A 26,590-nucleotide genomic window follows, 5' to 3' on the forward strand; every position below is an offset into this window, starting at 1 on the left:
GGGCCGCGGTGGACGCGGGACGCCCACGGAGCCATTATGTGCGTATGAGCGCACGCATGCACCTATCACCTGCGCACCCTGTGCATCAGCGCACCCCGGGCGAGGAGCAGTTCGCGCTCGCGGCGGAACTCCTCGCCCTGCTCGGCGACCGCACCCGGCTCACCCTGCTGCACGCCCTGACCTCGGGCGAGGCCGACGTCGGCACCCTCACCGAAGTCTGCGCCGCCGCCCGCCCCGCCGTCAGCCAACACCTGGCCCGCCTCCGCCTCGCCGGTCTGGTCGACACCCGCAAGGAGGGCCGCCGGGTCATCTACTCCTTGCGCCACGGCCATCTTCGCTGCCTGGTGGACGAGGCACTGAAGACGGCGGACCACCGGCTTGCGGAGGGACGGGGGGAGGGGGAGCGGTAGGCGGCGAGGGGTGGCCGGGTGGCATGCCCGCCGCTCCCCGAGCAGCGCCCGGCAGCCGTAGCAGCACAACCACCCCCGAAACCGGGCGCCAGCCCCGTGACGCGACGGTGCCCCGCCGGCCGGGGAGGGGCTGGCGGGGCACCTGGGGGGAGGCGGTGATCAGTGCGCGGGCGCGTCCGTCACGACGACCTCGTCGATGCTGCGCTCGATCGCCTCCGTCTTGGAGGCGGTCGCCTTGGCCCAGTAGTAGATGCCGAGGGAGAAGGCGGCGATGACCAGGATGTCCCAGTACAGCTTGATGTTGCCCTGGCTGCCCTCGCCGAAGCTGCCCTGCCAGGAGATCAGGCCGATGCCCAGCAGATAGGCCGGCAGCCACTGCGCGGCCTTGAAGTCCATCCGGGGCGCGTCCGGCTTGCCCTTGAGGTTGGCCCACAGGGCGTAGGAACCCATCAGGACGTAGCCGAGGAGGATGGCGAAGGCCAGCCGCCACAGGGTGTCCCAGCCGCTCCAGTAGATGATCAGGTTGGCGACCACGAAGGACGCGGGCGAGATGAACTTGCCGAAGGGCAGCCGGTAGGGGCGTTCGAAGTGCGGCAGCCGGTCGCTGAAGACGCCGTAGGCCAGCGGCGCGCCCGCGTACATCAGCACGCTCGCCGAGGTGATGAAGCTGACCAGCGTCTGCCACTTCGGGAAGGGCAGGAAGCAGATGATGCCGGTGACGAAGGCGACGATCAGGCCGATCCACGGCACGCCGCGCTTGTCGGTCTTGGTGAGTGACTTCGGGGCGTAACCGTTCTTGGCCAGGCCGTAGGAGACGCGGGAGGTGGCGGTGGTGTAGATCAGGCCGGTGCCACCGGGGGAGATGATCGCGTCGGCGTAGAGGATCCAGCCCAGCCAGCCGAGGCCCACCAGCGTCGCGAGCCCCGCCCAGGGGCCGCTGATGCCGGCGTAGGCCAGCTTCGCCCAGCCGTGCGCGAACGCGGAGTGCGGCAGCGCTGCGATGAAGACGATCTGGAGCAGCATGTAGATCGTGGCGCCGATGGCCACCGAGCCGAGCGTCGCGCGGGGCAGGTCGCGCTGCGGGTTGCGGCTCTCACCGGCCAGCTGGATCGCCTGCTCGAAGCCGAGCAGCGCGAAGATGATGCCGCTGGAGCTGATCGCGCCCAGCACACCCTTGGCGCCGAACGGGGCGAAGCCCTCCGAGGTGAAGTTGGAGCCGTGGAAGTTGCCGATGGCGATGATGAAGATCGCGGCGAGCGGGATCGCGATCTTCCACCAGGTGGCGGCGCTGTTGGTGTGCGCCAGGGCGCGCACGCCGAAGAAGTTGACGCCGACGAAGATCGCCATGAGCACGATTGCAGTAACGATTCCGCTGGTGGTCAGCGTGCCGTCCGCGCCCTGGAGGCCCTGGGCGAACTTCCAGTGACCGGCGTAGCCGATCATCGCCTCGACCTCGATGGGGGCCACGGTGGCCGCCTGCAGCCAGGAGAACCAGCCGAAGGACATGCCGGCCAGGCCGCCGAAGGCGTAGTGCGGGTAGCGCGCCGTACCGCCCGCCACCGGGAACATGCCGCCGAGTTCGGCGTGCACGAGCGCCAGCAGGACGATGGCCACCGTGCCGATCACCCACGAGATGATCGCCGCGGGGCCGGCCACGACGACGGCCTTCTCGGCGCCGTAGAGCCAGCCGGAGCCGATGATGGACCCCACGGAGGCCCACATCAGGCCGATGAGCCCCACGTCGCGGCGCAGGCCCCCGGTCTCGCTCGTGGCTACCGGTGCAGCCTGGTCGACTTTCGTCATGCAAGTGGCCTCTCAGATCGTAAACGCAGTTTTAACGGGGAGGGAGGCCACAGGCTAGGAACGGTTTCCGCGTCGGCAAAAGACTGCTTACCAAAACTTGACCCAGGATCTTGTCCCTCTTGGGGACAGGGTTTCCACAGCTCAGTCACCGTGTGCGAATGTCAATATTCATCAGTGAATTGTGATGAAGAAGTTCTGACACTAGAGCAAGCGTGGAATTTCGATCGCGGGGCAGCGGTCCATGACCATGTCCAGACCGGCCGCGCGAGTGCGATCGCAAGCGGCTTCGTCGACGACGCCGAGCTGGAACCAGACCGCCTTCGCGCCCTTCGCCACCGCCTCGTCGGCCACCGCCCCCGCCAGTGAGCTGTTGACGAAGACGTCCACCACGTCGACGTCGAAGGGGATGTCCGCGAGCGAGGCGTAGCCCTGCTCGCCGTGCACCGTCTCCGCCTTCGGGTGCACCGGCACGATCCGCTTGCCGTACCGCTGGAGCACCTGCGCCACCCGGTACGCGGGCCGGGCGGAATTGCCGGACAGGCCGACCACCGCCCAGGTATCGCCCCGTTCGGTCAGAATCCTGCGAATCGCCGCCTCTTCGTCGTACACGTCCGCCTCCTGTGTGGTGTGGGCCGCTTTCCACTGCCGTCAACCGGCGCCCGGAGGCACCGATTCCCGGCCCCCGCAGGCGCCGATTCCCGTTCCCCTACCCCGCCACGGTGTCCGGAATCGGCGCGCGGTGCCAGCGCGAAGGCCCTCGCGCGCCTACGCTCGGCCCGTGCTGCGCATCCTCGACGCCCGAACCGGTGAGCCCGTCGCCGCCGCGCCCGCCCGCCGCGGTCTGACCCGTATCGAGGCCCGTGCCCCCGGGCCCGATCTCACGTCCCTGCGGGTGCTGCTGACCGCCGACCTCCTCGCCCGCGCCCTCGAACTGAACGGCCTCCAGGCCTGGCCGACCGCTCCCGGCCAGGCCCCGGAGCTGCGCGCCGCCGCCGACGCCCTCGCCGTCCGCCCCTTCGAGGAGGCGCACGGGCCGGGGTTCGCGGAGACGGGGGTGGTGCGGGTGACGGCGGGGGAGGCGGACCCGGCCGCCGGGGGCGACGGGCCGGTGCTGGCCGTCGCGCCCGTGGTGTGGGCGGGGGGCGAGGAGCCCCCGCTGTCCGGCCCCGCGCTGCTCGCCGACCCCACCGCCCTGCGCCTCGCCCTCCTCGCCGTCCCGCACGGGCAGACCGCCACGCTGGACGAGGCGGCCCTGAAGCGTGCCGCGGAGCGGCTGGCCGGGTGGCGGCGGGAGGTGGCCGGCTGGGCGCGGGAGCCCTCGCGGCCGGTGCCGGAGGCGGTGCGCGCCCGGCTCACCGAGGCATGGGAGGACGATCTGGGCATGCCGGACGTGCTGGCGGCGCTGGCGGCGGCCGCGGCCGATCCCGCGGTGGCCGACGGCGCCCGGTTCGAGACGTTCGCCTACGCCGACCGGCTGCTCGCCCTCGAACTCGCCCGCGACCTCGGGACGGTCGGATGAGCGACCGCGCGGGCACCGGCCCGCTGCGCCGGCTCGTCGTGCTCAGACACGCCAAGTCAGCCTGGCCCGAGGGCGTGCCCGACCACCGCAGACCGCTCGCGCCGCGCGGTCTGCGGGACGCCCCCGCCGCGGGCCGCGCCCTCGCCGAGGCCGACCTGCTGCCCGACCTCGCCCTGTGCTCCACCGCCGTACGCGCCCGCCGGACCTGGCAGCTCGCCTCCGACGAATGGGGCACCCCGCCCCGGGTGCGCTACGAACCCCGGCTGTACGAGGCCGGGGTACCGGCCCTGCTGGACGTCGTGCGCGAGGCCCCGCCCGAGGTGGAGACGCTGCTTCTCGTCGGGCACAACCCGGGCCTGGAGGACCTCGTCCTGACGCTGGCCGGGGACGGTCTGGACGACAGTCTGGAGCGGCTGCGCGCCAAGTTCCCCACCTCCGCCGTCGCGGTCCTCGCCTGGCGCGGCACCGGCTGGGCCGCCCTCGCCCCCGGTGTCGCCCTGCTGACCTGGTTCACCGTGCCCCGGGGCAAGACCCACGCCTAGGGTGACCGGCGCTTCCGCATAGGCTGGCGGGATGCAGGACGAGTACCGCACAGTGGCCCACGCGGGCGTGCACGAGACCGAGATCAACCGTTCCCGCTTCCTGTGCGCCCTCGCCCCGGCCGCCACCGAGCAGGAGGCGCAGGACTTCGTCGCGGCCGTCCGCAAGGAGCACGCCGACGCCACCCACAACTGCTGGGCGTACGTCATCGGGGCGGACGCCTCCGTGCAGAAGGCCAGCGACGACGGCGAACCGGGCGGCACGGCGGGCGTCCCCATGCTCCAGATGCTGCTGCGCCGCGACATGCGGTACGTCGTCGCCGTCGTCACCCGCTACTACGGCGGTGTCAAGCTCGGTGCCGGCGGGCTCATCCGCGCCTACGGCGGCGCCGTAGGCGAGGCCCTGGACACCCTCGGCACCCGTACCCGGCGCCGCTTCCGGCTGGCCACGGTCACCGTCGACCACCAGCGCGCGGGCAAGCTCCAGAACGAGCTGCGCGCCACCGGCCGCGAGGTCCGCGACGTCCGCTACGGCGAGGCCGTCACCATCGAGATCGGCCTGCCGGACGCCGATGTGGACGCCTTCCGGGGCTGGCTCGCCGACGCGACGGCGGGCGCGGCCGGATTCGAGCTGGGCGGCGAGGCGTACGGGGACGCCTGAAGCATCGACGACAAAACGGTCATAACGCCCTTTCGTTGTGCGGGGTATGACGGGTGATACGGGCGAGAGCGGACGTGTTGTCGGACCCGGCCGTTAGTCTCGGGAGGCATGAGACTCCTGCACACGTCCGACTGGCATCTCGGCCGGGCCTTCCACCGGGTGAGCATGCTCGGGGCCCAGGCCGAGTTCATCGGACACCTGGTCGCCACCGTGCGCGAGCGCGCGGTGGACGCGGTGGTCGTGTCGGGAGACGTGTACGACCGCGCGGTGCCCCCGCTGGCCGCCGTCGAGCTGTTCGACGACGCCCTGCACCGCCTCGCCGGCCTCGGTGTGCCCACGGTGATGATCTCGGGCAACCACGACTCGGCCCGCCGCCTCGGCGTCGGCGCCGGACTCATCGACCGCGCCGGCATCCATCTGCGCACCGAACCGTCCGCCGTGGCCACCCCGGTGGTGCTCGCCGACGCCCATGGAGACGTCGCCTTCTACGGGCTGCCGTACCTCGAACCCGCCCTGGTGAAGGACGAGTTCGGGGTCGAGAAGGCCGGACACGAGGCCGTGCTCGGGGCCGCCATGGACCGGGTCCGCGCCGACCTCGCGACCCGCCCGGCGGGCACCCGCTGCGTCGTCCTCGCCCATGCCTTCGTCACCGGCGGCCGGGCGAGCGACAGCGAGCGGGACATCACCGTCGGCGGGGTCGCCGCCGTACCGGCCGGGATCTTCGACGGCGCCGACTACACGGCCCTCGGCCATCTGCACGGCTGCCAGACCCTCACCGAGCGGGTGCGCTACTCCGGCTCCCCGCTCGCCTACTCCTTCTCCGAGGCCGACCACCGCAAGAGCATGTGGCTGATCGACCTCGCCGCCGACGGCGCCGTGTCCGCCGAACGCCTCGCCTGCCCGGTGCCCCGCCCGCTGGCCCGCATCCGCGGCACCCTGGAGGAACTGCTCGCCGACCCGGACCTCGGCCGCCACACGGACGCCTGGATCGAGGCCACCCTCACCGACGCCGTCCGGCCGCCCGAGCCGATGGCCCGGCTCACCGAGCGCTTCCCGCACACCCTGAGCCTGGTCTTCGCCCCCGAACGCGCCCCGGACGACCCCGGGGTCTCCTACGCCCGCCGCCTCGCGGGCCGCAGCGATCAGCAGATCGCCCAGGACTTCGTCGCCCATGTCCGGGGCGCCGGACCCGACGAGCGGGAATCGGCCGTGCTGCGCGAGGCGTTCGACGCCGTGCGCGCCGACGCCGTGGTGCGGGAGGTGGCCAAGTGAGGCTGCACCGGCTCGACATCACCGCCTTCGGGCCCTTCGGCGCCGCCCAGAGCGTCGACTTCGACGCCCTGTCCACCGCCGGACTCTTCCTGCTGCACGGCCCCACCGGCGCCGGCAAGACCTCCGTCCTGGACGCCGTCTGCTACGCGCTCTACGGCTCCGTCCCCGGCGCCCGCCAGAGCGGCGCGGGCCAGGGCATGAACCTGCGCAGCGACCACGCCGAGCCCCGCACCCGGACCGAGATCCGCCTCGAACTCACCGTCGCCGGACGCCGGTTGGAGGTCACCCGGCAGCCGCCCTGGGAGCGGCCCAAGCTGCGCGGCAAGGGCACCACCGTCGACAAGGCCCAGACCTGGCTGCGCGAGTACGACACCCGGGCGGGCGCCTGGAAGGACCTCAGCCGCTCCCATCAGGAGATCGGCGCCGAGTTCGAGCAGCTGCTCGGCATGAGCCGTGAGCAGTTCTGCCAGGTGGTGCTGCTGCCCCAGGGCGACTTCGCCCGCTTTCTGCGCGCCGACGCGGAGGCCCGGGGCCGGCTCCTCGGGCGGCTCTTCGACACCCAGCGCTTCGCCGATGTGGAGAAGCGGCTCGCCGAGCGCCGCCGCGCCGCCGAGGCCCGGGTGCGCGAGGGTGACGCGGCCCTGCTCGCCGACGCCCACCGCATGCAGCAGGAGGCGGGCGACGCCATGGAGCTGCCCGAGCTGGCCCCGGGCGACCCGGGCCTGGCCGGGGCCGTGCTCGGTGCCGCCGCCGTCGCCCGCAGCACCGCCCGGGAGCGCCTCGCCGTCGCCCACAGCCGTCTCACCGCCGCCGAGGCCGCCCACACCGGCGCCCGGCGCACCCTCGACGGCATCCGTGAACTCGCCCGCCTCCAGGGCCGGTTCGCACAGGCACGGCGCCGGGCCGAGCGGCTCCAGGAGCGGGCCGCCGAGCACCACGCCGACCAGGAGCGCATGGCGCGCTCCCGCAAGGCGGAGGCGGTCGCACCTGCCCTTGAGCTGCGCGAGGAGGCCGAGCGGGAACACCGCGGGGCCGCCGCCGCCGAGGCCCGCGCCCGGGGCCCGCTGCCCGCGCCCCTCGCCGACGCCGACGCGAGCGGCCTTGCCGCCGCCGCGCGCCGCGCCGCCGAGGAACTGGGCGGCCTCGATGCCGCCCGCCGCGCCGAGCGACGCCTTGCCGAACTGCTCACGGAACGCGCCGGGTTGGACCGCCAGGAACGCGACGACGAGGACGTGCTGCGCGAGGCCGACGCCTGGCTGGACGGCTGGGAGGGCGCGCGTACGACGCTCCAGGCGCGCATCGACACCGCGCAGGAGGCCGCCACCCGCGCCGAGCAACTCGCCGTCCTGCGCGAGCCCGCGCAACGCCGCCTGGCCGCCGCCCGCACCCGCGACGCCCGCGCCGCCGAACTGGAGACGGCCCAGCGGCGTGCCCGGGAAGCCGGGCAGCGGGCCCTGGACGCCCGCACCCACTGGCTCGAACTCAAGGAACAGCGCCTCGACGGCATCGCCGCCGAACTCGCCGCTCACCTCACCGACGGCGCGCCCTGCGCGGTCTGCGGTGCCACCGAACACCCCGCACCCGCCCGCAAGATCGCCGGACATGTGGACCGCGCGACCGAGGAGCGCGCCCACACCGCCGCCCAGGAGGCCGACCGGCGGCACACCGAAGAGGAGCGGCGCGCGGGTGACATCGGCAAGGCCCTGGCCGTCGCCGGCGCCGAGGCGGGCGACGCGCCCACCGTGCAACTCGAAGCCGAAGCGGCCGAGTTGGAGCAGGAGTACGCCCGCGCCCACCGTGCCGCCTCCGCACTGCACGCCGTCCGCGAGGAGCTGCGGCGCGCCGAGCAGGAGCGCGAACAGCGCCTCGCCGACCGGCAGGAGACCGCCGTACGGGCCGCCTCCCGGCTCACCCGGCGTGAGGCCCTGGAGCGTGAACAGGCGCAGCTGGAAGGCGAGTTGACACAGGCGCGCGGTACCGCCGACAGCGTGGCCGCGCGCGCCGCCCAGCTGGAGCGCCGGGCCGCCCTGCTCACCGAGGCCGCCGACGCGGTGCGCGCCGCCGAGGAGACCGCAGGGCGCCTCAAGGCCGCCGACGCCCGGCTCGCCGACGCCGCCTACCGGGCCGGTTTCGCCACGCCCCAGGAGGCGGCCGACGCGCTGCTCACCGACGCGGACCACCGCGAGCTCCAGCACCGGCTGGACGCCCGGCAGTCGGAGGAGGCCGCCGTGCGGGCCGTACTCGCGGAGGCCGACACCGCGGCCGCCGCCCAGCTCCCGCCCGCCGACCCGGCCGACGCCGAGCGGGTCGCGGCCGCGGCCGAGCACCGGCTGCGGGCGGCCGCCTCCGCCCGCGACGCCGCCGCCCGCTGCTGCGCCGAACTGGACCGCCTCTCCGCCCGCGCGACCGAGGTGGCGCGCCGACTGGCCCCGCTGCGCGAGGAGTACGACCGCGTCGCCCGGCTCGCCGCCCTCACCGCGGGCACCGCCGCCGACAACGAGCGCAAGATGCGCCTGGAGTCGTATGTGCTCGCGGCCCGCCTTGAGCAGGTCGCCGCCGCCGCGACCGCCCGCCTCCAGCGGATGTCCTCCGGCCGTTACACCCTTGTGCACTCCGACGGCCGCAGCGGACGCGGCCGCAGCGGGCTCGGGCTGCATGTCGTGGACGCCTGGACCGGCCGCGAGCGGGACACCGCGACGCTGTCCGGCGGCGAGACCTTCTTCGCCTCCCTCGCCCTCGCCCTCGGCCTCGCCGACGTCGTCACCGACGAGGCCGGCGGGGTCCGCCTGGACACCCTCTTCATCGACGAGGGCTTCGGCAGCCTGGACGACCAGACCCTGGACGAGGTCCTCGACGTCCTCGACGGCCTGCGCGAACGCGACCGCAGCGTCGGCATCGTCAGCCACGTCGCCGACCTGCGCCGCCGCGTCCACGCCCAACTGGAGGTTCTCAAGGGCCGATCGGGCTCCACCTTGCGCCAACGGGGCACCGGCTGAAGGGAATTGGTGCCCGCGAGGGTGAGTTCGGCCGCCGTCCCGCAGGCGTGTAGGTTCTTCGCCCATGGCTCGGTTTGAAGATCATGGAGTGCTGGAGTGGGTGGAGTCGGGCGGTGGTCCTCTGATCGCCGTTCCGGAGGTGGTTCTGCCGTTCTGGGCGGGGGCCGACAGCGAGGAGCTGGACACGGACTACGACCGGGCCTGTGAGGTCTCCGGATACGCCGGGCTGCTCCCGGTCGGCGACAGCGCGGCCCTCGTCCTCGGCGACGAACCGGCCGCCACCTCCTATCTGCCCGAGCACACCGCCTTCGTACGCTGGTCCGCCGCGGATTCCGAGCGCGATCTGCTGGCCGGGGTGCCCGCCGCGCTGGAGACGGCGGTGTGGGAGCAGGAGCTGCGCTGGCAGGTGCCGGGGCCCGTGGTGCTGTTCGACTCCGCCTGGCCGGGTGGCGAGGCGGACCGGCAGGAGCATCTGCGGGTGCCGCTCACCGCGGGGTCGTACGCCGTGCGCGCCGCCTACGCCCAGCCGGGCGCCGAGACCTGGGTGGGGCTGGTCCAGCTCAGCAGACTCGGCTAGGGACTGTCGGACCCTGATCCGCCGGGTTTCAGGGCCGGATGCCGTCGAAGGCGATCTCCAGGTGCCGGGGGCCGCGCAGCACCGCGTTCTCCCGGTACGGCGGCGGGTCCTGCACCAGGCGCGGGTTCTCCAGGCGGCGGGCCAGCTCGGTCAGCGCGATCTGTGTCTCCAGGCGGGCCAGCGGCGCCCCGAAGCAGATGTGGATGCCGCTGCCGAAGCCGAGGTGCTGGATGTCCTCGCGGTCCGGGTCGAACCGCTCGGGGTCCTTGAACCGCTCCGGGTCCCGGTTGCCCGCGGCCAGCACCAGCCAGATCCGCGAGCCCTTGGGGATGGTCACTCCGCGCACCTCGATGTCGGTGATGCAGGTGCGCTGCGGCACCAGCTGCACCGGCGGCTCATAGCGCAGCAACTCCTCCACGAGCCGGGGCGCGAGATCCGGCTCATGGCGCAGCCGCTCCAGCACGTCCGGGTGGCGCAGCAGCGTCAGCATGCCGTTGGTGATCAGGTTGACGGTCGTCTCGTGTCCCGCGATCAGCAGCAGGACGGTGGTGCTGAGCACCTCCATCATCGTCATGGCGCCGTCCGGGCCATGGCTGTTCACCAGGTCGGACAGCAGATCGTCGCGCGGCTCCTTGGCCCGCTCCTCGGCCAGTCCCGCCAGGTACATGCCGAGCTGCATCCGGGCCTCGCGCGCGGTCCTCGTGAACTCCTCGTCCGCCCCCTGCCGCGTCCCCGGGTCCAGGCTCGCCACCAGCGGATCGACCCAGGCGCGAAAGCGCGGCTCGTCCTCCCGGGGCACCCCGAGCAGCCGGCAGATCACGGTCACCGGGAACGGGTAGGCGAATTCGTCGACCAGATCGATCCCGCGGGCGTCCCCGAGGCCGTCGATCAGGCCGGTGACGATCTCCCGTAGCTCGCCCCGCATGCCGTCGATCCGGCGCGGCCGGTGCGGCGGCCCGAAGGCGCTGTTGGCGATGCGCCGCAGCCGGTCGTGCTCGGGCGGGTCCAGGCGCAGGAACGACGGCGGCAGCCCGCCCGTCTCCTCCGACTGAAGCAGTGCGTCGTCCCCGGCGGCCGCCAGATTGGCCGCGTCGGAGCTGATCCGCGGATCGTGCAGCAGTGCCTCGATGTCCCAGTAGGAGCTGATGACGTAGGGGCCGCCCTCCTCCTCGTGCAGCACCGGCGTCCCGCGCAGCTCCCGGTACACCGGGTAGGGGTCGGCGCGGTTGGCGAAGTCGGTCATCCGGCGCACGATCGAGTCTTGCGTCATGGGGAGTCCTCGGGGCGGGACCGGCGGTCGGGGGCGCCGGTCAGTGACGGGCGGGGTGGAAGACGAGCTGGGTGTCGGCCGGTGAGTAGCCGCTGAGGGTCACCATCGGGCCATGGGTCGGCAGGGACGGATCGGGGAAGTCGGCCGGCAGCGGGCGCCGGTCCTCGGGGCGCCGGTCCAGCGTCGGGTACTCCACCGGGAACGGCGCGCCCCGCTCGATCGCCCGCTGGTAGAACTCCAGCCACCGCGTGTTGTCGAAGCTCACCGCGGCCACCACCCGGCCCTTGTGGCCGTAGACCCCGACGAACCGGCGCTCCGCCGTCGAACCCTGGGTGATCATCAGCTCCTCGCCCATCGGGGGCACCCCGACCGACTTGATGTTCACCCCGAACTGCGAGGACCAGAACGCCGGCATCCACAGATGCGGGCGCCGGTCGGCGCCGTCGCAGATCATGTTGTGCGCGGCCGTCTCCGCCTGCGCCACCGCGTTCCCCCAGTGTTCGAGGGAAAGAAACTGGTACTCGAACAGCGCGTGCGGGGAGCGCGCCACATCGCCCGCCACGAACACGTCGTCGGTGACGATGCCCCGGAAGTCGAAGGCCCGGCAGCCCGCGTCGCAGGCGATGCCCCGGGGCCCCGCGCCGAGCCCCGACCCGTTCAGCCACTCGGTGTTGCGCTGCGAGCCCAGCGAGACCACCACCACGTCCGCCTCGACCACGCTCTCGTCGGACAGATGCACCGCCCGCACCCGCCCGGCCGCGTCGCCCTCCAGCGCGGTCACCGTCACCCGGGTGCGCAGATCCACGCCGTGCTCGCGCATCAGCTCCGCGGCGACCGCCCCGACCACCCCGCCGAGCGCGCCCACCAGCGGCGCGCCCGCCCGCTCCGCGACCGTCACCTCGATGCCCTGCTCCCGGCAGGCGGAGGCGACCTCGCAGCCCGCGAACCCGGCACCGATCACGAACACCCGGCGCGGCCCCGCGCGCAGCCGCTGATGCAGCCCGGCCGCGTCGTCCCGGGTGCGCAGCAGGAAGACACCGTCCAGCCGGGCCTCCGACTCCTTCGGCCAGGGCCGGGCGCGCACCCCGGTGGCGATGAGCAGCCGGTCGTACTCCACCTCGTCCCCGTCGGACAGCCGCACCCGCCCGGCCGCCAGATCCAGACCGGTGGCCGCCGTGCCGAGCCGCCACTTGGCGTCGACGTCCCGGCGCCGGGGCAGCTCGGTGCGGTGCGGGTCCGCCCGGCCGAGCAGCACCGACTTGGACAGCGGCGGACGGTCGTACGGTTCGTACGGCTCGTCGCCGATCAGGGTCAGCTCCCCGGCGAAGCCCTCCGCGCGCAGTGTCTCGGCCGCCCGCAGCCCGGCCAGCGAGGCGCCCACGATCGCGATCCGGCCGTCACGGCGGAGCCGCTCCATGTCCTCAGCGGCCATCGGGGGCCTCCGGGCCCCGGGCGGCTCCGTGGCCGTCCACCCCGTCGGCCGTGATCGCCTGCACCGGGCAGGCAGCCACGGCCCGCGCCAGCCGCTCGCGCTGCTCGTGGTCGGGCTGCGGGTCGTAGACCAGCGACTCCTCGCCGTGCATGGCGAAGACGTCCGGCGCGAGGAACGCGCACTGCGCGTACCCCTGACACTTGTTGAGATCGACGACGAGCCTCATCGACGCCCTTCCGGTGGCCAGGGTCCGGAGCGCGCCGCACGCGGCTGGCGCGTGCGGCGGCCCGGACGGCGGTCTTCCCCCGTTCGCCAGCATGGAAGCGAAGCCGGGGGACCCGCGCGCCGGGCACGCCGATCGAGTGAGCGGAGCGCTCGGAGTCAGGAGTGCCCGGGAGCCCGGAGCGTTCAGAGGCCCAAAGCGGCGCTCAGAGGCTGGACAGCTCGTCCACCAGGTCGTCCAGGCCCAGCGAGCCCTGGGAGAGGGCCGCCATGTGCCAGGACTTCAGGTCGAACGACGCGCCGTGCCGCTGCTGGGCCCGCTCCCGGCCCAGCAGCCAGGCACGCTCGCCGAGCTTGTAGCCGATGGCCTGGCCGGGAATGGTCAGGTAGCGGGTCAGCTCGCTCTCCACGAAGTCCGCGGGACGGCTGCTGTGCGCCCCGAAGAACTCCTGCGCCAGCTCCGGCGTCCAGCGCTCGCCCGGGTGGAACGGCGAGTCCGCCGGGATCTCCAGCTCCAGGTGCATGCCGATGTCCACGATCACCCGGGCCGCCCGCATCATCTGCGCGTCCAGGTAGCCGAGCCGCTCCTCCGCGTCGCCGAGATAGCCCAGCTCGTCCATCAGTCGCTCCGCGTACAGCGCCCAGCCCTCGGCGTTGGCGCTGACGATGCCCACCGTCGCCTGGTACCGGGAGAGGTCCTCGGCCACGTGCACCCACTGGGCGAGCTGGAGGTGATGGCCGGGCACGCCCTCGTGGTACCAGGTCGACACCAGGTCGTAGGCCGGGAAGCGGTCCTGGCCCATGGTGGGCAGCCAGGTGCGGCCGGGCCGGGAGAAGTCCTCCGAGGGGCCCGTGTAGTACGGCGCCGCCGCGCCGCCGGGCGGGGCGATGCGCGACTCCACCCGCCGCACCCGCTCGGCGAGTTCGAAGTGGGTGCCGTCCAGGTCCGCGATCGCCCGGTCCATCAGGCCCTGGAGCCAGCCCTGGACCTCGTCCACGCCGATGTGCCGGCCGTGCTCGTCCAGATGCGCCAGCGCCACCCAGGGGGTCTCGGCGCCGGGCAGGATCTTCTCCGCCTCGCGCCTCATCTCGCCGAGGATGCGGTGGAACTCGGACCAGCCGTACGCGTACGCCTCGTCCAGGTCCAGGTCGGTGCCGTTGAAGTAGCGCGACCAGCGTGCGTACCGCTCCCGGCCCACGACGTTCGGGGCGCCCTCGACGGCCGGCGCGTACACGTCCCGCAGCCAGTCGCGCAGCCCGGTCAGGGCGGCGGTGGCGCTACGGGCCGCCTCGTCCAGCTCGGCGCGCAGCGCGTCCGGGCCCGCGGCGGCGAACTCCTCGTACCAGCCGAGGCCCTTGCCGTCCGTGTCGATCCACTCGCCGAGCTGCCCGATGAAGGTCTCGGTCGGCCGCGGCGCCGCGAACAGCTTGCGGTCCAGGCCGAGCCGGAGCGACTCGCGGTAGCCGGCGATCGCACCGGGCACCGCGCGCAGCCGCTCGGCGATCGCCGCCCAGTCCTCCTCGGTCTCCGCCGGCATCACGGTGAAGATGTCGCGCACCGAGTGGCCCGGCGTATGCATGTTGCCGACGGCGCGCAGATGCTCCTGGGCCTCGTGCACGGCGAGTTCGGCGGTCAGCCGCTCCCGCAGCAGCCGGCCGCAGCGCCGCTCCACGTCGCTGTCGGCGCCGGGCCCGCGCTCCGCCTCGTCCAGCTTGGCGAGGGTGGTCCGGGCCAGCTCCGCGAGTGCCTCCTGGCCCGCGGGCGAGTAGTCGGGCAGCGTGCGCGAACTCTCCGGCACGCCGAGGTAGGTGCCGGTCACCGGGTCGAGGGCGATCAGCTCGTCGACGTACGCGTCGGCGACCTGGCGGGGCAACGGGGTGTTGATCTCAGACATGCCGCCCATCCTCGTACGGGAGGGATCTCCGCGTCACCCGGGCCGGCGGGGATTCAGCTGTCGGCGTGGCCGGGCGGCAGCAGCGGCCCGCACTCCCACTGCTGGAATATCAACCGGGTCTCCACCCGGGCGACTTCGCGGTGCGCCGTGAACTCGTCCAGGACCAGCCGCTGGAGATCTGCCATGTCCGCGACGGCCACATGCACCAGATAGTCGTCGGGGCCGGTCAGATGGAAGACCGAGCGGGCCTCCGGCAGCGCGCGCACCCGCTCCACGAACGGCCCCACCAGCTCCCTGCGATGCGGTCTGACCTGCACCGACAGCAGCGCCTGCAGACCGCGGCCGAGCTTGGCCGGATCCAGTTGCAGCCGATGACCGAGGATCACACCGCAGCGGCGCAGCCGGGTCACCCGGTCGAGACAGGTGGACGGCGCCACCCCGACCTGGGCGGCGAGATCGCGGTAGGTGATCCGGGCGTCGTTCTGCAGCAGCCGCAGCAGCTGGAGATCCACCGGATCCAGTACGACAGATTCGGCCACCGGCCGAACATAGCACGGGGTTTACCCCCCGTAACCCGTTCGATGTTCACCCTTCCTGCCATGGACACAGCGACCACGGGTGCCTACGACGACGTACGCCCCGCACCGAGAGCCCTCGCCACCGAGGCCGTGCACGCCGGCCGCGACGATCTCGCCCGCCAAGGGCTGCACGCTCCGCCGATCGACCTGTCCACGACCTATCCCTCCTACGACAGCCGGGGCGAGGCCGCGCGCATCGACGCCTTCGCCACCGACGGCGCCGACCCGGCCGGGCCCCCGGTCTACGGCCGGCTCGGCAACCCGACCGTCGCCCGCTTCGAGACCGCCCTTGCCCGCCTGGAGGGCACCGAGTCCGCCGTCGCGTTCGCCAGCGGCATGGCCGCCCTCAGCGCGGTCCTGCTCGCGCGGTCGGCGACGGGTCTGCGCCATGTCGTCGCGGTGCGCCCGATCTACGGCTGCAGCGATCACCTGTTGACCGCCGGGCTGCTCGGCACCGAGGTGACCTGGACCGACCCGGCCGGCATCACCGACGCGCTGCGCCCGGACACCGGCCTGGTGATGGTCGAGTCCCCGGCCAACCCGACCCTCGCCGAGCTGGACCTGCGGGCCGTCGCGCACGCCTGCGGCTCGGTGCCGCTGCTGGTCGACAACACCTTCGCCACGCCGGTGCTCCAGCGCCCGGCCGAGCAGGGCGCGCGACTGGTGCTGCACAGCGCGACCAAGTACCTCGGCGGGCACGGGGACGTGCTGGCCGGGGTGGTGGCCTGCGACGAGGAACTGGCCGGCCGGCTGCGCCAGATCCGCTTCGCGACCGGCGGCGTCCTGCACCCGCTGGCCGGCTACCTTCTGCTGCGCGGCCTGTCCACCCTGCCGGTCCGGGTCCGGGCGGCCTCCGCGAGCGCCGCCGAACTGGCCCGCCGCCTCGCCTCGGACCCGCGGGTGTCCAAGGTCCACTACCCGCGCATCGGCGGCGCGATGATCGCCTTCGAGGTGCGGGGGGATCCGCATGAGCTGATCTCCCGGGTGCGGCTGGTCACCCCCGCGGTGAGCCTCGGCAGCGTGGACACCCTGATCCAGCACCCCGCGTCCATCAGCCACCGCATCGTGGACGCCGACGACCGCAGGGGCGCGGGGGTCAGCGACAAGCTGCTGCGGCTCTCGGTCGGGCTGGAGGACGTGGACGACCTCTGGGCCGACCTGGACCAGGCACTCGGGGAGCGGGCCCGGGTGCCGGTCGGGGCGGCGGAGGCGACGCGCTGACGGCCCGGCGACCGGTCGCGCCTCTCCCCGCGCCTCACGAAGGACGAGGAGAGGCGCCGACCGCCCGGCCCCGGCGGACCAGAGCGGGCCCGGCGGGACCGGGTTGCGCTCGGCGGAACCGAGGTGGGGCCCGACGGGACCGACTTGCGCTCGGTGGGCCAGAGTTGGGAACCGGCGGAACCGAAGTGGGCCCTGGCGGAGCTGAATTGGGGCCCGTGAACTCGAAGTGGCCCTGGCGGATTTGAGTCGGAACCCCGTGGGCTCGCAGTGGGCCCTGGCGGACCTGAGTTGGGCCCGGCGGCCCGAGTCGGAACCCGACGGGCCTGAGTCGGAACCCGACGGGCCCGAGTCGGAACCCGACGGATCCGAATGAGGCGCCGACGGAACCGAGTTGGGCCCCGGCGCCGCCCCGCCGGTGTCAGTCCCGGTGGGCCGTGTCGTACGTCGGGCGCGGTGCGGGCTCCGCGGTCAGGCGCGCCGTGATCACCAGCGTGCCCTCCTCCACCTGGTAGTCCAGCGGCAGCCCGAGGCCCCGCATCGCCGCGACCATCCCCGTGTTGGACGCCTGCGTCACCGCGTACACGCTGTCGCAGCGGGCCTCCCGGGCCATTCCCACCAGCCGTCGCAGCAGCTCCGCGCCGACGCCCCGCCGCTGCCAGTCGTCCTCGATCAGCAGCGCGATCTCCGTCTCGTCGCCGTCCCACAGCAGATGCCCGAGACCGACGATCCGCCCGGAGGACGTCTGCGCGGCGAGCGTCCGCCCGAAGCGGGGGCTCAGGAGATGGTGCAGATAGCGGTCGGCGTCGCCGACGGGACCGTGGTAGCGCAGCGTCAGTGTGCGGGCCGAGCAGCGCTCGTGCATCGCCTTCGCCGCCGCCAGCTCACCGGTGTCGATCCGGCGTACGGCGATGTCGTCGCCCTCGGGCAGCGTCAGCAGGTCCTGCCCGTCCGGGATCCGCGGGCCCAGCCGGGCGTCCAGCTCGACCAGCGCCCGCGCCCGCGCGAACTCGGTGGGTGTGAACGGCAGATACGGCCGCTCCACGCTGAGCACGCCGCCCTCCGGCGCCCGCAGCCGCATGACCGTCTCCTCCAACACCCCTTCCGCCGGTACCGCTTCTCGGTCGCGGCCCCGGCCGGGCAGCGAGCGGATCGTGCACCGGCCGAGCAACTGCCGCAGTGCCAGCGGCAGTTCCGCCGCGTCCAGTGCCGTACGGGTGGCCAGGCCCAGCACCCGGGTCGGGGCGTCGACCAGATCGTGGGCGTCGGCCCGCTCGATGTACGTGGACGTGCCCCCGGCCGCCGCGATCGCCCGCGTCAGCTCCACCGCGCTCAGCGCCCCGGGCGCCCGCAGCAGGAACTCGTCCACGGTGCCGTCGGCCAGCGGATGCGTCTGGAGGCTCAGGATGTCCACCCGCTGCTCGGCCAGCGCCGTGCACAGCGCGGCCAGCGAACCGGGCTCGTCCCTGACCGTCGTGCGCATCCGCCACAGCGTGCTGGTCCCGGCCACTCCCTCGGCGCCGTCGCCCGGCCCGGCCGGCCGCGCGGGGGCGGCCTGCCGGGCACCGGTATCAACGGCCGGGGGCGGGGGCGGTGCATGGCCGTGGCGCCGTGCCCACCAGGTGTGGAAGCCCGCCGTCGCGGCCAGCGCGAGCGCCGAGATCATCAGCAGGGCCGGGCCGTCGGGGCCGTGCCCGATCAGGTTCGCCACCCCGTCGGCCACGGCGACGGCGGTGAAGAGGGCGGCCAGTTCCACGAGGTCCCGCCGCCAGTGGTGCACGGGCCTGCCGTGCCGGGCGCGGGTCACATCAGACATATCCGGAGTCATACAACCACTGTGAAGGAAGCGTGTTGCCTGATCACGAACTGTTTGTGACCGACAGGTAAAGCATGCTCCGCCCTATTTGTGACATCTTTTACGATCGCTCGTGCCCGGCTCCTGATCGAAGCAGCCCGGAGCCGGGCCCGTCGCGAGGGAAAACCCGCCCACCGCACCCGAGTTGAGGGTGCCGCGCGCCGGGGGATGACGCCGGCGCGCGACCTGGTTCGACAGCGTACGGGAACCGGCCGGGGAACCGTCGATCACTGGCCGACCCGGCCGGGCTGGAGCGTCCGGGTGAACAGCACGGTGCCGTCGTACTCCCGCAGCCGTACCGTCAGCTCGCCGCTCGCGCCGTCGATGTCGGCCTCGCCGAAGAACTGGTAGCCCTCGGCAGGCGAGACATTGGAGGCGGTCGGCGCCTTGACGAACACCCGGTCCGGGCCGAACGTGCCGTCCAGCTCGCTGGCCGGGAACGCACCGGCGTTCAGCGGGCCCGAGACGAACTCCCAGAACGGCTCGAAGTCCTTGAACGCGGCCCGTGCGGGGTCGTAGTGCTGGGCGGAGGTGTGGTGCACATCGGCGGTCAGCCACACCGTGCCGGTGATCCGGCGGTGCTTGACGAACCGCAGCAGCTCGGCGATCTGAAGCTCCCGGCCGAGCGGCGCGCCGGGGTCGCCCTGGGCGACCGCCTCGAAGTTCGGCCTGCCCTCCACCGGGTCCGGCACCACCAGGCCGAGCGGCATGTCGTTGGCGATCACCTTCCACACCGCGCGGGACGCGGCCAGCTCGCGCTTGAGCCACTCCAGCTGCTCGCGGCCGAGGATGCCCACGGGGTCGGTCGTCTGGTCGTCGGGGGAGTTGGCGTTGCGGTAGCTGCGCATGTCCAGCACGAACACGTCCAGCAGCGGGCCGTGATGCAGGGCGCGGTAGATCCGGCCGTCCGGGCGGGCGCCGAGGGTGGAGATCGGGAAGTACTCCGAGAAGGCGCGGCGGGAGCGGCGCGCGAGGTCGTCGAGGCGGGTGCCGGCCGGGTAGGGGGTGCCGGAGCCGATGACCTCGCCGGGGTACCAGTTGTTGCGGACCTCGTGGTCGTCCCACTGGATGATGCCGGGGACCTGGGCGTTGAACCGGCGCAGGGCACCGTCCAGCAGGTTGTAGCGGAAGTTGCCCCGGTAGTCGTCCAGGGTGATCGCGACATGCGACTTCGCCTCGGTGGTGACGCTGCGGTACAGGCCCCCGTCGGGCAGGGAGGCGGTCGCGGAGATGGGGCCGTCGGCGTAGATGTTGTCGCCGCTGCACAGGAAGAAGTCGGGGTCGGTCCTCGCCATGGCGTCGAAGATGCGGTAGCCGCCGATCGACTCGTTGATGCCCCAGCCCTGTCCGGCGAGGTCGCCCGACCACACGAAGCGCACCCCCCGGCGCCGCCGGTCGGGCGCGGTGCGGAAGGTGCCGGTCACCGGCTCGCCGGTGCGCCGCGGATCGTCCGGGTCGGCCAGTGTCACCCGGTAGTGGATCTGCTCGCCCGCGGGCAGACCGCGCAGCCGGGTGGTGCCGGTGAAGTCGGTGTCCGCGCCGAGCAGCGGGCCCCGCCACCTGCGCGGAGCACGGAACGACTCCGTCGCCGCCGTCTCCACGATCATCCGGGCCGGCCGGTCCGCGCGCACCCACACCAGACCGGAGTCCGCCGTCACGTCCCCGGCCTGCACCCCCCAGTCCGCCCGGGGCCGCCCGGACAGCGCGAACGCCGGGGCCGCGGCGATCCCGCCGGGCAGGGCCAGTGCCGCCGACGCGGCGAGCGAGCCGCGCAGAACACCGCGGCGACCGGGGAGCGAACGGTCCGACATGACAAGGCCTCCAGCGACGGGATCCGACCAGTGTGCGCAGCCACACCTACGGGGGCCGCGAGGCGGGCACGCGAACCGGCGGTGAACAACCGCCGCCGTCGGTACGGGACTTGGCCGACACGACAGGACACTCACGGGCCGGTGAACGTGCGTGAGCCGATCGGGTGAACCGGACGGGAACGGATGGATCGGCGCGGCGCCCGCGCGATAGCTGTGGGGCGAGCCCGTGAACGGAGCGGGAGCGTCTGAGGTGAGGATGAGCGTGCGAGCAAAAGCAGTTCTGGTGGCCCTGGTCGCGGTCGGCGCGGTGCTGGGTCTGACGGCCCCCGCGCAGGCGGCCGTGTCGGGCGACGTCGTGGTCTTCTCCACCGAGGTGCAGCCGCTGGACGTGTACCACGACCCGGCGGGCTGTCAGCGACTGCCCGCGCTCGCCCATGTCCTGTCGAACCTCTCGGACCAGCCGGTGAGGATCTACGGCAACCCGTTCTGCCTCGGCCCCTCGCTGGTGGTCCAGCCCGGGTACGGAACGCATGTACCGGGCGGCGCCGGCTCGTTCTCGGCCTAGTCCTTACTCGGGGAGTCCTCGCGGCTGCCGTCCAGGATCACCCGCGCCACCAGCGCCGGATCGTCGTTCATCGGGCAGTGCCCGCAGCCGGGCAGGCGGATCAGCCGGGCGTGCGGGATGGTCTGCTTGGCGCGGACGCCCTGGCGGCGCAGGAGGAGGCGGTCCCTGCTGCCCCAGGCGACCGTGACCGGCAGTCCCGGCAGCGGATCGGTGAAGCGTACGGCGTTGCCGGACCGCAGGGTGGCCGTGAAGCCCGTGGCCTCCACCAGCGCCTGGGTCTCGGCCACCACGGCGGCGGGGTCCCGGCGGGCGGGACGGGCGTAGATGGTGCTCATCAGCGCGGTGCGGCCCGCCGTGCTGCGGCTGAGCCGCTCCACCACGGGCACCGGCAGCCGCTGCGCGATCCCCCGCATCGCCAGCAGCGTCGCGAAGGCGTACCGCCGCTCGGCCTCCGTCCAGAACCCGGCGGGGGACAGGGCGGTGACGGACCGTACGAGCTTCTCGCGACCCAGTTCCAGCGCGAGCAGCCCGCCCAGCGAGTTGCCCGCGATGTGCGGGCGGTCCAGCTCCAGCGTCTCGAACAGGGCGCCCAGTACGGCGTTGGTCGTGGGCAGGTCGTAGGCGAGAGCGGGCGGCAGCGCGGGGGACGCGCCGAACCCGGGCAGGTCGACCGCGATCACCTCGCGCTCGGTGGCGAGGATGTCCACCACCGGGTCCCAGGCCTGCCGGTGGTGCCCGATGCCGTGCAGCAGGACCAGCGGCTCGCCGCGCCCCACACGCGCGTACGACACGGCCACGTCCTCGGGGCCGCGCGGGGTCGGGACGGTGAGGGAGGCGGTGGCGGACATGGGTGCTCCTCGGCTCGACTGCTGACAGACGCCGTAGACAGCTTGTCAGCAATCACTACCGACGGGTAGCCCCGGGGTGCGGGCCATGACCGGCACGGCGGCCCGGGGTGCGGGCCCGGACCCGCACCGGCGTCAACCCGCCTGCCGCACCTCGATGTTGAAGTCCGCGTGCCCCAGCACCCGTGACATCTGCAACCACAGCGGCAGATACATCTCCGTGGCCCGCGCCGCCGTGATACCCCCGAGATCCAGTACCCGCGTGGCCGGCCACCCGAACTCGCCCAGCCACGCCGTGACCCGCTCCTTCGCGGCCGCGTCCTGCCCGCACACGAACAGCTGATGCCCGCCCGGCACCCGCCCCGGATCGACCATCACCTTGACGTTGACGGTGTTCAGCGTCTTGACCACCCGCGCCCCCGGGAACGCCCGCTGGATCCGCTCGCCCATGCTGTCCGACTCCACCGGGTCGAGCCGGGGCAGCCCGCCCTCGAAGGACAGCGGATTGCAGACGTCGACCAGGATCTTGCCGTCCAGATGCGCGGCGCCCGCCGCCCGCAGCGCGTCCAGCGCCACCCGCCCGCTCACCGCGTTGATCACCGCCTCGCCCGCCGCCGCGGCCTGCGCGAACGTCCCCGCGTGCGCCCGCCCGGCCACCGCCGTCGCCCACTCCCGCGCCACCGGGTTGTCCGCGGTGCGCGACCCCAGCGTCACCTCGTGCCCCAGCTCCACCAACCGCCCCGCCAGCGTCCGCCCCACCTCGCCCGTGCCCAGCACCCCGTACCGCATCGCACACCTCCGGCTCACCGGCCGCCGGCTCCCGGCGGTCCGCGCGGTCATTGTGATCCGGCACGTTCGTGAGCGGCCAGATTCCGAGTGGACAGCGCCGGGGCGTGTCGGATGGGATGAGGACATGACCGCCGACCCCGCGACCGACGTCTTCGAGGAGCACCGGACCCTGCTCACCGGCGTCGCCTACCGCATGCTCGGCCGGGTCGCCGACGCCGAGGACGTCGTCCAGGACGCCTGGCTGCGCTGGTCCCGCGCCGAGCGCACGGAGGTCCGCGAACCCCGCGCCTATCTGGTGCGGATCACCACCCGACTGGCCATCGACCGGCTGCGCCAGGCGCAGTCGCGCGCCGAGTCGTACGTCGGACCGTGGCTGCCGGAGCCGTACGTCACCGAATACGGCGACGCCGCCCCCGACGCCGCCGACCGGGCCGTCCTCGCCGACACCGTCTCCCTGGCCGTCCTGGTCGTCCTGGAGTCGCTGTCGCCCCTGGAACGCGCCGTGTTCGTGCTGCGCGAGGCGTTCGGCTTCCCGTTCGCCGAGATCGCCGCCCTGCTCGACCGCGGCGAACCGGCGGTACGGCAACTCGCCGGACGGGCCCGCCGGCATGTGGAGGAACGGCGGCCGCGCTACGACGTCGACCCGGGCCAACGGCGTGAGCTGACGGAGCGTTTCCTCGTCGCCGCGTCCGGGGGCGATCTGGACGGGCTGATGTCGGTGCTCGCCCCGGACGTGCGGCTGGTCTCCGACGGCGGGGGCCAGGTCAAGGCGGCCCTGCGGATCATGCACAGCGCCGACAAGGTGGCCCGTTTCCTGGCCGCCGTGGCCCCCACCGTGAGATCCGACGCCACACTGCGGCTGCTGGAGGTCAACGGCGGCCCGGCCGTTCTGGTCCTGTCCGGCGGCAAACCCGACAGCCTCTTCCAACTGGACGTCACGGAGGGCCGTGTGACCTCGGTCTACATCCAGCGCAACCCCGACAAGCTGCGCCACCTGGCCGAGCGCTGAACCGCATGCGGAACCGAGCCCCCGTCCCGCGGCGGGGGCTTTGCCGTGATGTCACCCGGATCACCGCGTACGAACGCCTCGTGAACGCTCCGCTGCGGCCCTCCTCCGCGTTCGCCCAGGGAACGAGGATTGGTCTTGACCAAGGGTGTCGGTCGCCCTATGGTCGGCAGAGAAGTGCAACAACCTTTAATAAACAAGGGCGCTAAAAACCGCCGCACCACGGCTCTTGCGGAGGACAGGGTGGGGACCACGCAGCTGGATTCGGTGCAGGAACCGAAGTACTGGCATCTCAGGACCGTGCTCAGCGAAGCGCTCGACTCCGAGTTCTCGGTCGGCGAGATCCTGCCCAACGAGCGCGATCTGGCCGCCCGCTTCGGCGTGGCCCGCGCGACGCTCCGTCAGGCCCTCGAACAGCTGGAGCTGGAAGGCCGGTTGCAGCGCCGCCGCGGCGTCGGCACCACCGTCGCGCCGCCGCGCGTGGGCGTGGCCGTCGGCGGCGAGCAGCATGCCTGGCCCGGTGACGCCGGGGACGCCTGGCAGGCCGTCGACTGCGTCCAGGAGATTCCGGCCGCGGCCGTCGCCGCCGCCCTGGAGACCGGCGCGGACGAGCCCGTGCACACCGTGCGCCGCTCCCGGATGTCCGGCGGTCAGCTGGTCGCCACCGAACTCCTGCACATCCCGGCCGCCTCGGTGCCCGGCCTCACCGCGATCGACGCGCCCTCCGGCGCGGCCCGCGCGCGTGCGGTGCTGCGGGAGCTGCACCATCTGGACCTGGAGGGCCGGGACCGCGCCGTCGAACTGGGCTCGGCCCGCGCCGACGACGCCCGGGAGCTGGACCGGCTGCCCGGCTCGCCCGTCCTGGTCGTCACCACCCGCTTCACCGCCCAGGGCCGCACCGCCGCCCTCTCCGTGGCGACCTACCGCGCCGACACCTGCCGGCTGACCTTCGGCGACAGCGCGGGCGTCGAGATCCACCACGACCCCGCCCAGCGCGCCTCCTGAACCACGCCGCGACCCGCCTGACGCGCCGGCCCCTCGATCGGTCTCTGTGCGCCCCGGAACTCCACCGGGGCGTACGCCGGTTGTGCTGGTGCCGGTGCCGGGAAGTGGTGGTCGGCACCATGTCGCCCGCCCGCGTGACGCTCCTATGATTCCGGCGACCGCGCACCGCGAGGAGGCCGTTCCGCCATGAGCCGTATCCAGCCCGCAGCAGAGGTACCGGCGCACGAGGAGCTGCGCGTCCCCGTGCACGGCGGCGATCTGGCCGTACTGCGCTGGCCCGCCGCCGACCCCGGCGCCCCGGTGGTGCTGGCCCTGCACGGCATCACCGCCAACGGCCTGTCCTGGGCCCGGGTCGCCCACCACCTGGCCGGCCGCGTCACCCTGCTCGCCCCCGACCTGCGCGGCCGGGCCCGCAGCGGCGGCCTGCCCGGCCCGTACGGCATCGCCGCGCACGCCGACGACATGGCCGCCGTGGCCGCACGGCTGGCGCCCGGACCCGTGGTGCTCACCGGCCACTCCATGGGAGCCTTCACCGCCGCGCTGACCGCCGTACGCCATCCCGGCCTGCCCTCCGCGCTGCTGCTCGTCGACGGCGGAGTGACCTTCCCGGTGCCGACCGAACTGGAGCCCGACGAGCTGATCGCCGCCGTACTCGGGCCTGCCATGGCCCGGCTGTCCATGACCTTCGAGGACCGGGACGCCTACCGGGCGTTCTGGCGGCGGCACCCGGGCTTCGCCGCCGCCTGGTCGCCCTGGGTGGACGCCTACATCCAGCGCGATCTCGTCGGCCAGGAACCCGAGTTGCGCTCCTCCTGCGCGCTGGAGGCGGTCCGCGTCGACGGCATCGACCAGCTCGGCGGCGAGGTGGCCGGGGCGATCCACCGGCTGCCGCTGCCCGCCCGGCTGCTCTGGGCGGAACGCGGCCTGATGGACGAGCCGCAGGGCCTGTACGACGACGCCCGGCTCGCCGCCGCGAAGCTCGACCCCGAGCGGGTCCGCACCCGCCGCGTCCCCGGCACCAACCACTACACGATCCTCGTCGGCGACGCCGGCGCCCGGCTCGTGGCGGACCGGCTGCTGGCCGAGGCGGGCATCCCGGCACCCTAGAGAGCGCAGGCCCGCGCACCGTACGCGTCCCGCCCGGGTGCCGTCAGCGGCGCGCCGTCACCGTGCCGTCCACCGCGAACAGCTGCTCCTCCACATGGTCCAGGGCCAGCCGCAGCGCCCCCGTGGCCACGGCCGCCTCACCCAGCGCGGACAGCGCCACCCGGGGCGGCCGCAGACAGTAGCGGGCCAGTTCGCGGCGCAGCGGTTCCAGGACGCCGTCCAGGCCGGCCGCCCAGCCGCCCACCACGACCAGCTCCGGGTCGAGCGCCAGCACCAGCGCGGCCACATCGTGCACCAGCCGCTGGATGAACCGCTCCACGGCCGCCCGCGCCCGCAGATCGCCCTCCCGGGCCAGCGCGAACACCTGGGCCACCGCCTGCTCGTCCAGCGGGTGCAACGGCTCGTCGGTGGTGGACAGCAGCGTCTCCGGGGTGGCCTCCCGGCCCAGCAGATGCAGCGCCCCGATCTCGCCCGCCGCCCCGCCGAAGCCGCGATGCAGCCGGCCGCCGATCAGCGCGCCCGCCCCGGGACTCAGCCCGGCCAGCACGAACACCACGTCATCGGTCTCGTCCGCCGCGCCCTTCCAGTGCTCGGCGACCGCCGCCGCGTTGGCGTCGTTCTCCACCAGCACCGGACACTTGAAGGAACGGCTCAGCCGCTCACCGAGGTTCAGGCCCGTCCACTGCGGCAGCGCCGTGCTCAGCCGGACCGTGCCGTCCGCCGCCACGATGCCGGGCGTGCCCACACCCACCGCGCGCAGCGAGTCCCGCGGGACCCCGCAGCGCCGCAGCAACTCGGCCACCGTGCCCCGCAGCCGGTCCAGCCGCTCGTCCGCCGACGCCGCCTCGGTGACCTCCTTGGCCTGCCGGCCCAGCACCCGCCCGTCCAGGTCGGACAGCAGCGCCGCGACCCGGTGCGGGCCGATCTCCAGGCCCAGCAGATGCCCCGCCTCGGCCCGGAACCGGAACCGGCGGGCCGGACGCCCCTGCCGGCGCGCGATCCCCTCGTCGGCGGCCCGCTCCACCACGAGCCCCGCCTCGATCAGGCCCTCCACCACGCCCTCGACCGTGGGCCGGGACAGCCCGGTGACCCGCGCGATCTCGGTGAGCGTCGCACAGTCCGTGGCCCGCAGCGCGTGCAGCACCACCGCGGAATTGATCCTTCGCAGCAGCGAGGGATCGCCACCGGTCAGCTGGCCCACCGTCCGTCCTCCCA

Annotated in this window: 24 protein-coding genes; 12 read left to right on the forward strand and 12 right to left on the reverse strand. The window is 73.7% G+C overall.

What is annotated here, in order from left to right:
• The first annotated feature begins 44 nt into the window (after positions 1 to 44).
• Positions 45 to 410 (forward strand): metalloregulator ArsR/SmtB family transcription factor, encoded by a 366-nt coding sequence (locus AB0N90_RS33775; protein WP_365202925.1) that lies wholly within the window; start codon positions 45 to 47, stop codon positions 408 to 410.
• A gap of 159 nt (positions 411 to 569) precedes the next feature.
• Here AB0N90_RS33775 and AB0N90_RS33780 read toward each other — a convergent pair whose 3' ends face one another.
• On the reverse strand, positions 570 to 2,213 hold the full coding sequence (locus AB0N90_RS33780) for an APC family permease (protein ID WP_365202927.1): 1,644 nt from the start codon (positions 2,211 to 2,213) through the stop codon (positions 570 to 572).
• Between the two features lie 201 nt (positions 2,214 to 2,414).
• Entirely contained in the window at positions 2,415 to 2,822 is a 408-nt protein-coding gene (locus AB0N90_RS33785) for a CoA-binding protein (protein WP_365202929.1), read from the reverse strand.
• Between the two features lie 169 nt (positions 2,823 to 2,991).
• Here AB0N90_RS33785 and AB0N90_RS33790 point away from each other — a divergent pair, with 169 nt between their 5' ends.
• The 6 genes from AB0N90_RS33790 (at position 2,992) to AB0N90_RS33815 (ending at position 9,777) form a co-directional block, all read left to right on the forward strand.
• Complete coding sequence (locus AB0N90_RS33790) at positions 2,992 to 3,732, forward strand: hypothetical protein (RefSeq protein ID WP_365202931.1); 741 nt, start codon at positions 2,992 to 2,994, stop codon at positions 3,730 to 3,732.
• Complete coding sequence (locus AB0N90_RS33795) at positions 3,729 to 4,274, forward strand: histidine phosphatase family protein (protein WP_085562708.1); 546 nt, start codon at positions 3,729 to 3,731, stop codon at positions 4,272 to 4,274. The genes AB0N90_RS33790 and AB0N90_RS33795 overlap by 4 nt, the downstream gene beginning before the upstream one ends.
• A 31-nt stretch (positions 4,275 to 4,305) precedes the next feature.
• The gene (locus tag AB0N90_RS33800) at positions 4,306 to 4,932 is read left to right on the forward strand and encodes a YigZ family protein (protein ID WP_085562709.1); all 627 of its coding nucleotides are present in this window, start codon (positions 4,306 to 4,308) and stop codon (positions 4,930 to 4,932) included.
• Between the two features lie 108 nt (positions 4,933 to 5,040).
• Complete coding sequence (locus tag AB0N90_RS33805; protein WP_365202934.1) at positions 5,041 to 6,204, forward strand: exonuclease SbcCD subunit D; 1,164 nt, start codon at positions 5,041 to 5,043, stop codon at positions 6,202 to 6,204.
• Complete coding sequence (locus tag AB0N90_RS33810; RefSeq protein WP_365202936.1) at positions 6,201 to 9,200, forward strand: SMC family ATPase; 3,000 nt, start codon at positions 6,201 to 6,203, stop codon at positions 9,198 to 9,200. The genes AB0N90_RS33805 and AB0N90_RS33810 overlap by 4 nt, the downstream gene beginning before the upstream one ends.
• Positions 9,201 to 9,264: 64 nt before the next feature.
• Positions 9,265 to 9,777: an immunity 21 family protein gene (locus AB0N90_RS33815; RefSeq protein ID WP_365202938.1), complete on the forward strand. Its 513-nt coding sequence runs from the start codon at positions 9,265 to 9,267 to the stop codon at positions 9,775 to 9,777.
• Positions 9,778 to 9,805: 28 nt separating this feature from the next.
• Here AB0N90_RS33815 and AB0N90_RS33820 read toward each other — a convergent pair whose 3' ends face one another.
• The 5 genes from AB0N90_RS33820 to AB0N90_RS33840 form a co-directional block, all read right to left on the reverse strand.
• Positions 9,806 to 11,047, reverse strand: coding sequence for a cytochrome P450 (locus tag AB0N90_RS33820; RefSeq protein ID WP_365202940.1), 1,242 nt, complete (start codon positions 11,045 to 11,047; stop codon positions 9,806 to 9,808).
• Between the two features lie 40 nt (positions 11,048 to 11,087).
• Positions 11,088 to 12,479, reverse strand: a complete 1,392-nt coding sequence (locus AB0N90_RS33825) for an FAD-dependent oxidoreductase (RefSeq protein ID WP_365202942.1) — start codon at positions 12,477 to 12,479, stop codon at positions 11,088 to 11,090.
• Positions 12,469 to 12,705 (reverse strand): ferredoxin, encoded by a 237-nt coding sequence (locus tag AB0N90_RS33830; RefSeq protein WP_365202944.1) that lies wholly within the window; start codon positions 12,703 to 12,705, stop codon positions 12,469 to 12,471. The genes AB0N90_RS33825 and AB0N90_RS33830 overlap by 11 nt, the downstream gene beginning before the upstream one ends.
• Positions 12,706 to 12,907: 202 nt before the next feature.
• Positions 12,908 to 14,596: a DUF885 domain-containing protein gene (locus AB0N90_RS33835; protein ID WP_365202946.1), complete on the reverse strand. Its 1,689-nt coding sequence runs from the start codon at positions 14,594 to 14,596 to the stop codon at positions 12,908 to 12,910.
• 53 nt (positions 14,597 to 14,649) lie between these two features.
• Positions 14,650 to 15,135 (reverse strand): Lrp/AsnC family transcriptional regulator, encoded by a 486-nt coding sequence (locus AB0N90_RS33840; protein WP_361669135.1) that lies wholly within the window; start codon positions 15,133 to 15,135, stop codon positions 14,650 to 14,652.
• A gap of 60 nt (positions 15,136 to 15,195) precedes the next feature.
• Between AB0N90_RS33840 and AB0N90_RS33845 the strand changes: the two genes are divergently transcribed.
• Positions 15,196 to 16,395 (forward strand): PLP-dependent transferase, encoded by a 1,200-nt coding sequence (locus tag AB0N90_RS33845; RefSeq protein ID WP_365202948.1) that lies wholly within the window; start codon positions 15,196 to 15,198, stop codon positions 16,393 to 16,395.
• A 418-nt stretch (positions 16,396 to 16,813) separates the two neighbouring features.
• Here the strand turns inward: AB0N90_RS33845 and AB0N90_RS33850 are convergent, their stop codons facing one another.
• The gene (locus tag AB0N90_RS33850) at positions 16,814 to 18,208 is read right to left on the reverse strand and encodes a GNAT family N-acetyltransferase (protein WP_365202950.1); all 1,395 of its coding nucleotides are present in this window, start codon (positions 18,206 to 18,208) and stop codon (positions 16,814 to 16,816) included.
• 266 nt (positions 18,209 to 18,474) lie between these two features.
• Positions 18,475 to 20,058, reverse strand: a complete 1,584-nt coding sequence (locus AB0N90_RS33855) for an alkaline phosphatase D family protein (RefSeq protein WP_365202952.1) — start codon at positions 20,056 to 20,058, stop codon at positions 18,475 to 18,477.
• A 256-nt stretch (positions 20,059 to 20,314) separates the two neighbouring features.
• Between AB0N90_RS33855 and AB0N90_RS33860 the strand changes: the two genes are divergently transcribed.
• Positions 20,315 to 20,623 (forward strand): hypothetical protein, encoded by a 309-nt coding sequence (locus AB0N90_RS33860; protein WP_365202954.1) that lies wholly within the window; start codon positions 20,315 to 20,317, stop codon positions 20,621 to 20,623.
• Here AB0N90_RS33860 and AB0N90_RS33865 read toward each other — a convergent pair.
• Together AB0N90_RS33865 and AB0N90_RS33870 are read right to left on the reverse strand one after the other, a co-directional pair.
• Entirely contained in the window at positions 20,620 to 21,471 is an 852-nt protein-coding gene (locus tag AB0N90_RS33865) for an alpha/beta hydrolase (protein WP_365202955.1), read from the reverse strand. The two genes, AB0N90_RS33860 and AB0N90_RS33865, sit on opposite strands and share 4 nt — an antisense overlap.
• Before the next feature lie 132 nt (positions 21,472 to 21,603).
• Positions 21,604 to 22,257, reverse strand: a complete 654-nt coding sequence (locus tag AB0N90_RS33870) for an NAD(P)-binding domain-containing protein (protein ID WP_365202957.1) — start codon at positions 22,255 to 22,257, stop codon at positions 21,604 to 21,606.
• 124 nt (positions 22,258 to 22,381) lie between these two features.
• Here AB0N90_RS33870 and AB0N90_RS33875 point away from each other — a divergent pair, with 124 nt between their 5' ends.
• From AB0N90_RS33875 to AB0N90_RS33885, 3 genes are all read left to right on the forward strand, one after another.
• The gene (locus AB0N90_RS33875) at positions 22,382 to 23,266 is read left to right on the forward strand and encodes an RNA polymerase sigma-70 factor (RefSeq protein WP_365202959.1); all 885 of its coding nucleotides are present in this window, start codon (positions 22,382 to 22,384) and stop codon (positions 23,264 to 23,266) included.
• Between the two features lie 240 nt (positions 23,267 to 23,506).
• Positions 23,507 to 24,268, forward strand: a complete 762-nt coding sequence (locus AB0N90_RS33880) for a GntR family transcriptional regulator (protein ID WP_365202961.1) — start codon at positions 23,507 to 23,509, stop codon at positions 24,266 to 24,268.
• A gap of 186 nt (positions 24,269 to 24,454) precedes the next feature.
• Positions 24,455 to 25,375, forward strand: coding sequence for an alpha/beta fold hydrolase (locus tag AB0N90_RS33885; RefSeq protein WP_365202963.1), 921 nt, complete (start codon positions 24,455 to 24,457; stop codon positions 25,373 to 25,375).
• Between the two features lie 43 nt (positions 25,376 to 25,418).
• Here AB0N90_RS33885 and AB0N90_RS33890 read toward each other — a convergent pair whose 3' ends face one another.
• Complete coding sequence (locus AB0N90_RS33890) at positions 25,419 to 26,576, reverse strand: ROK family transcriptional regulator (RefSeq protein WP_125210719.1); 1,158 nt, start codon at positions 26,574 to 26,576, stop codon at positions 25,419 to 25,421.
• Between the last annotated feature and the right edge of the window lie 14 nt (positions 26,577 to 26,590).

Source organism: Streptomyces sp. NPDC093018 (genome assembly GCF_040684035.1).
Lineage (GTDB): Bacteria > Actinomycetota > Actinomycetes > Streptomycetales > Streptomycetaceae > Streptomyces > Streptomyces murinus.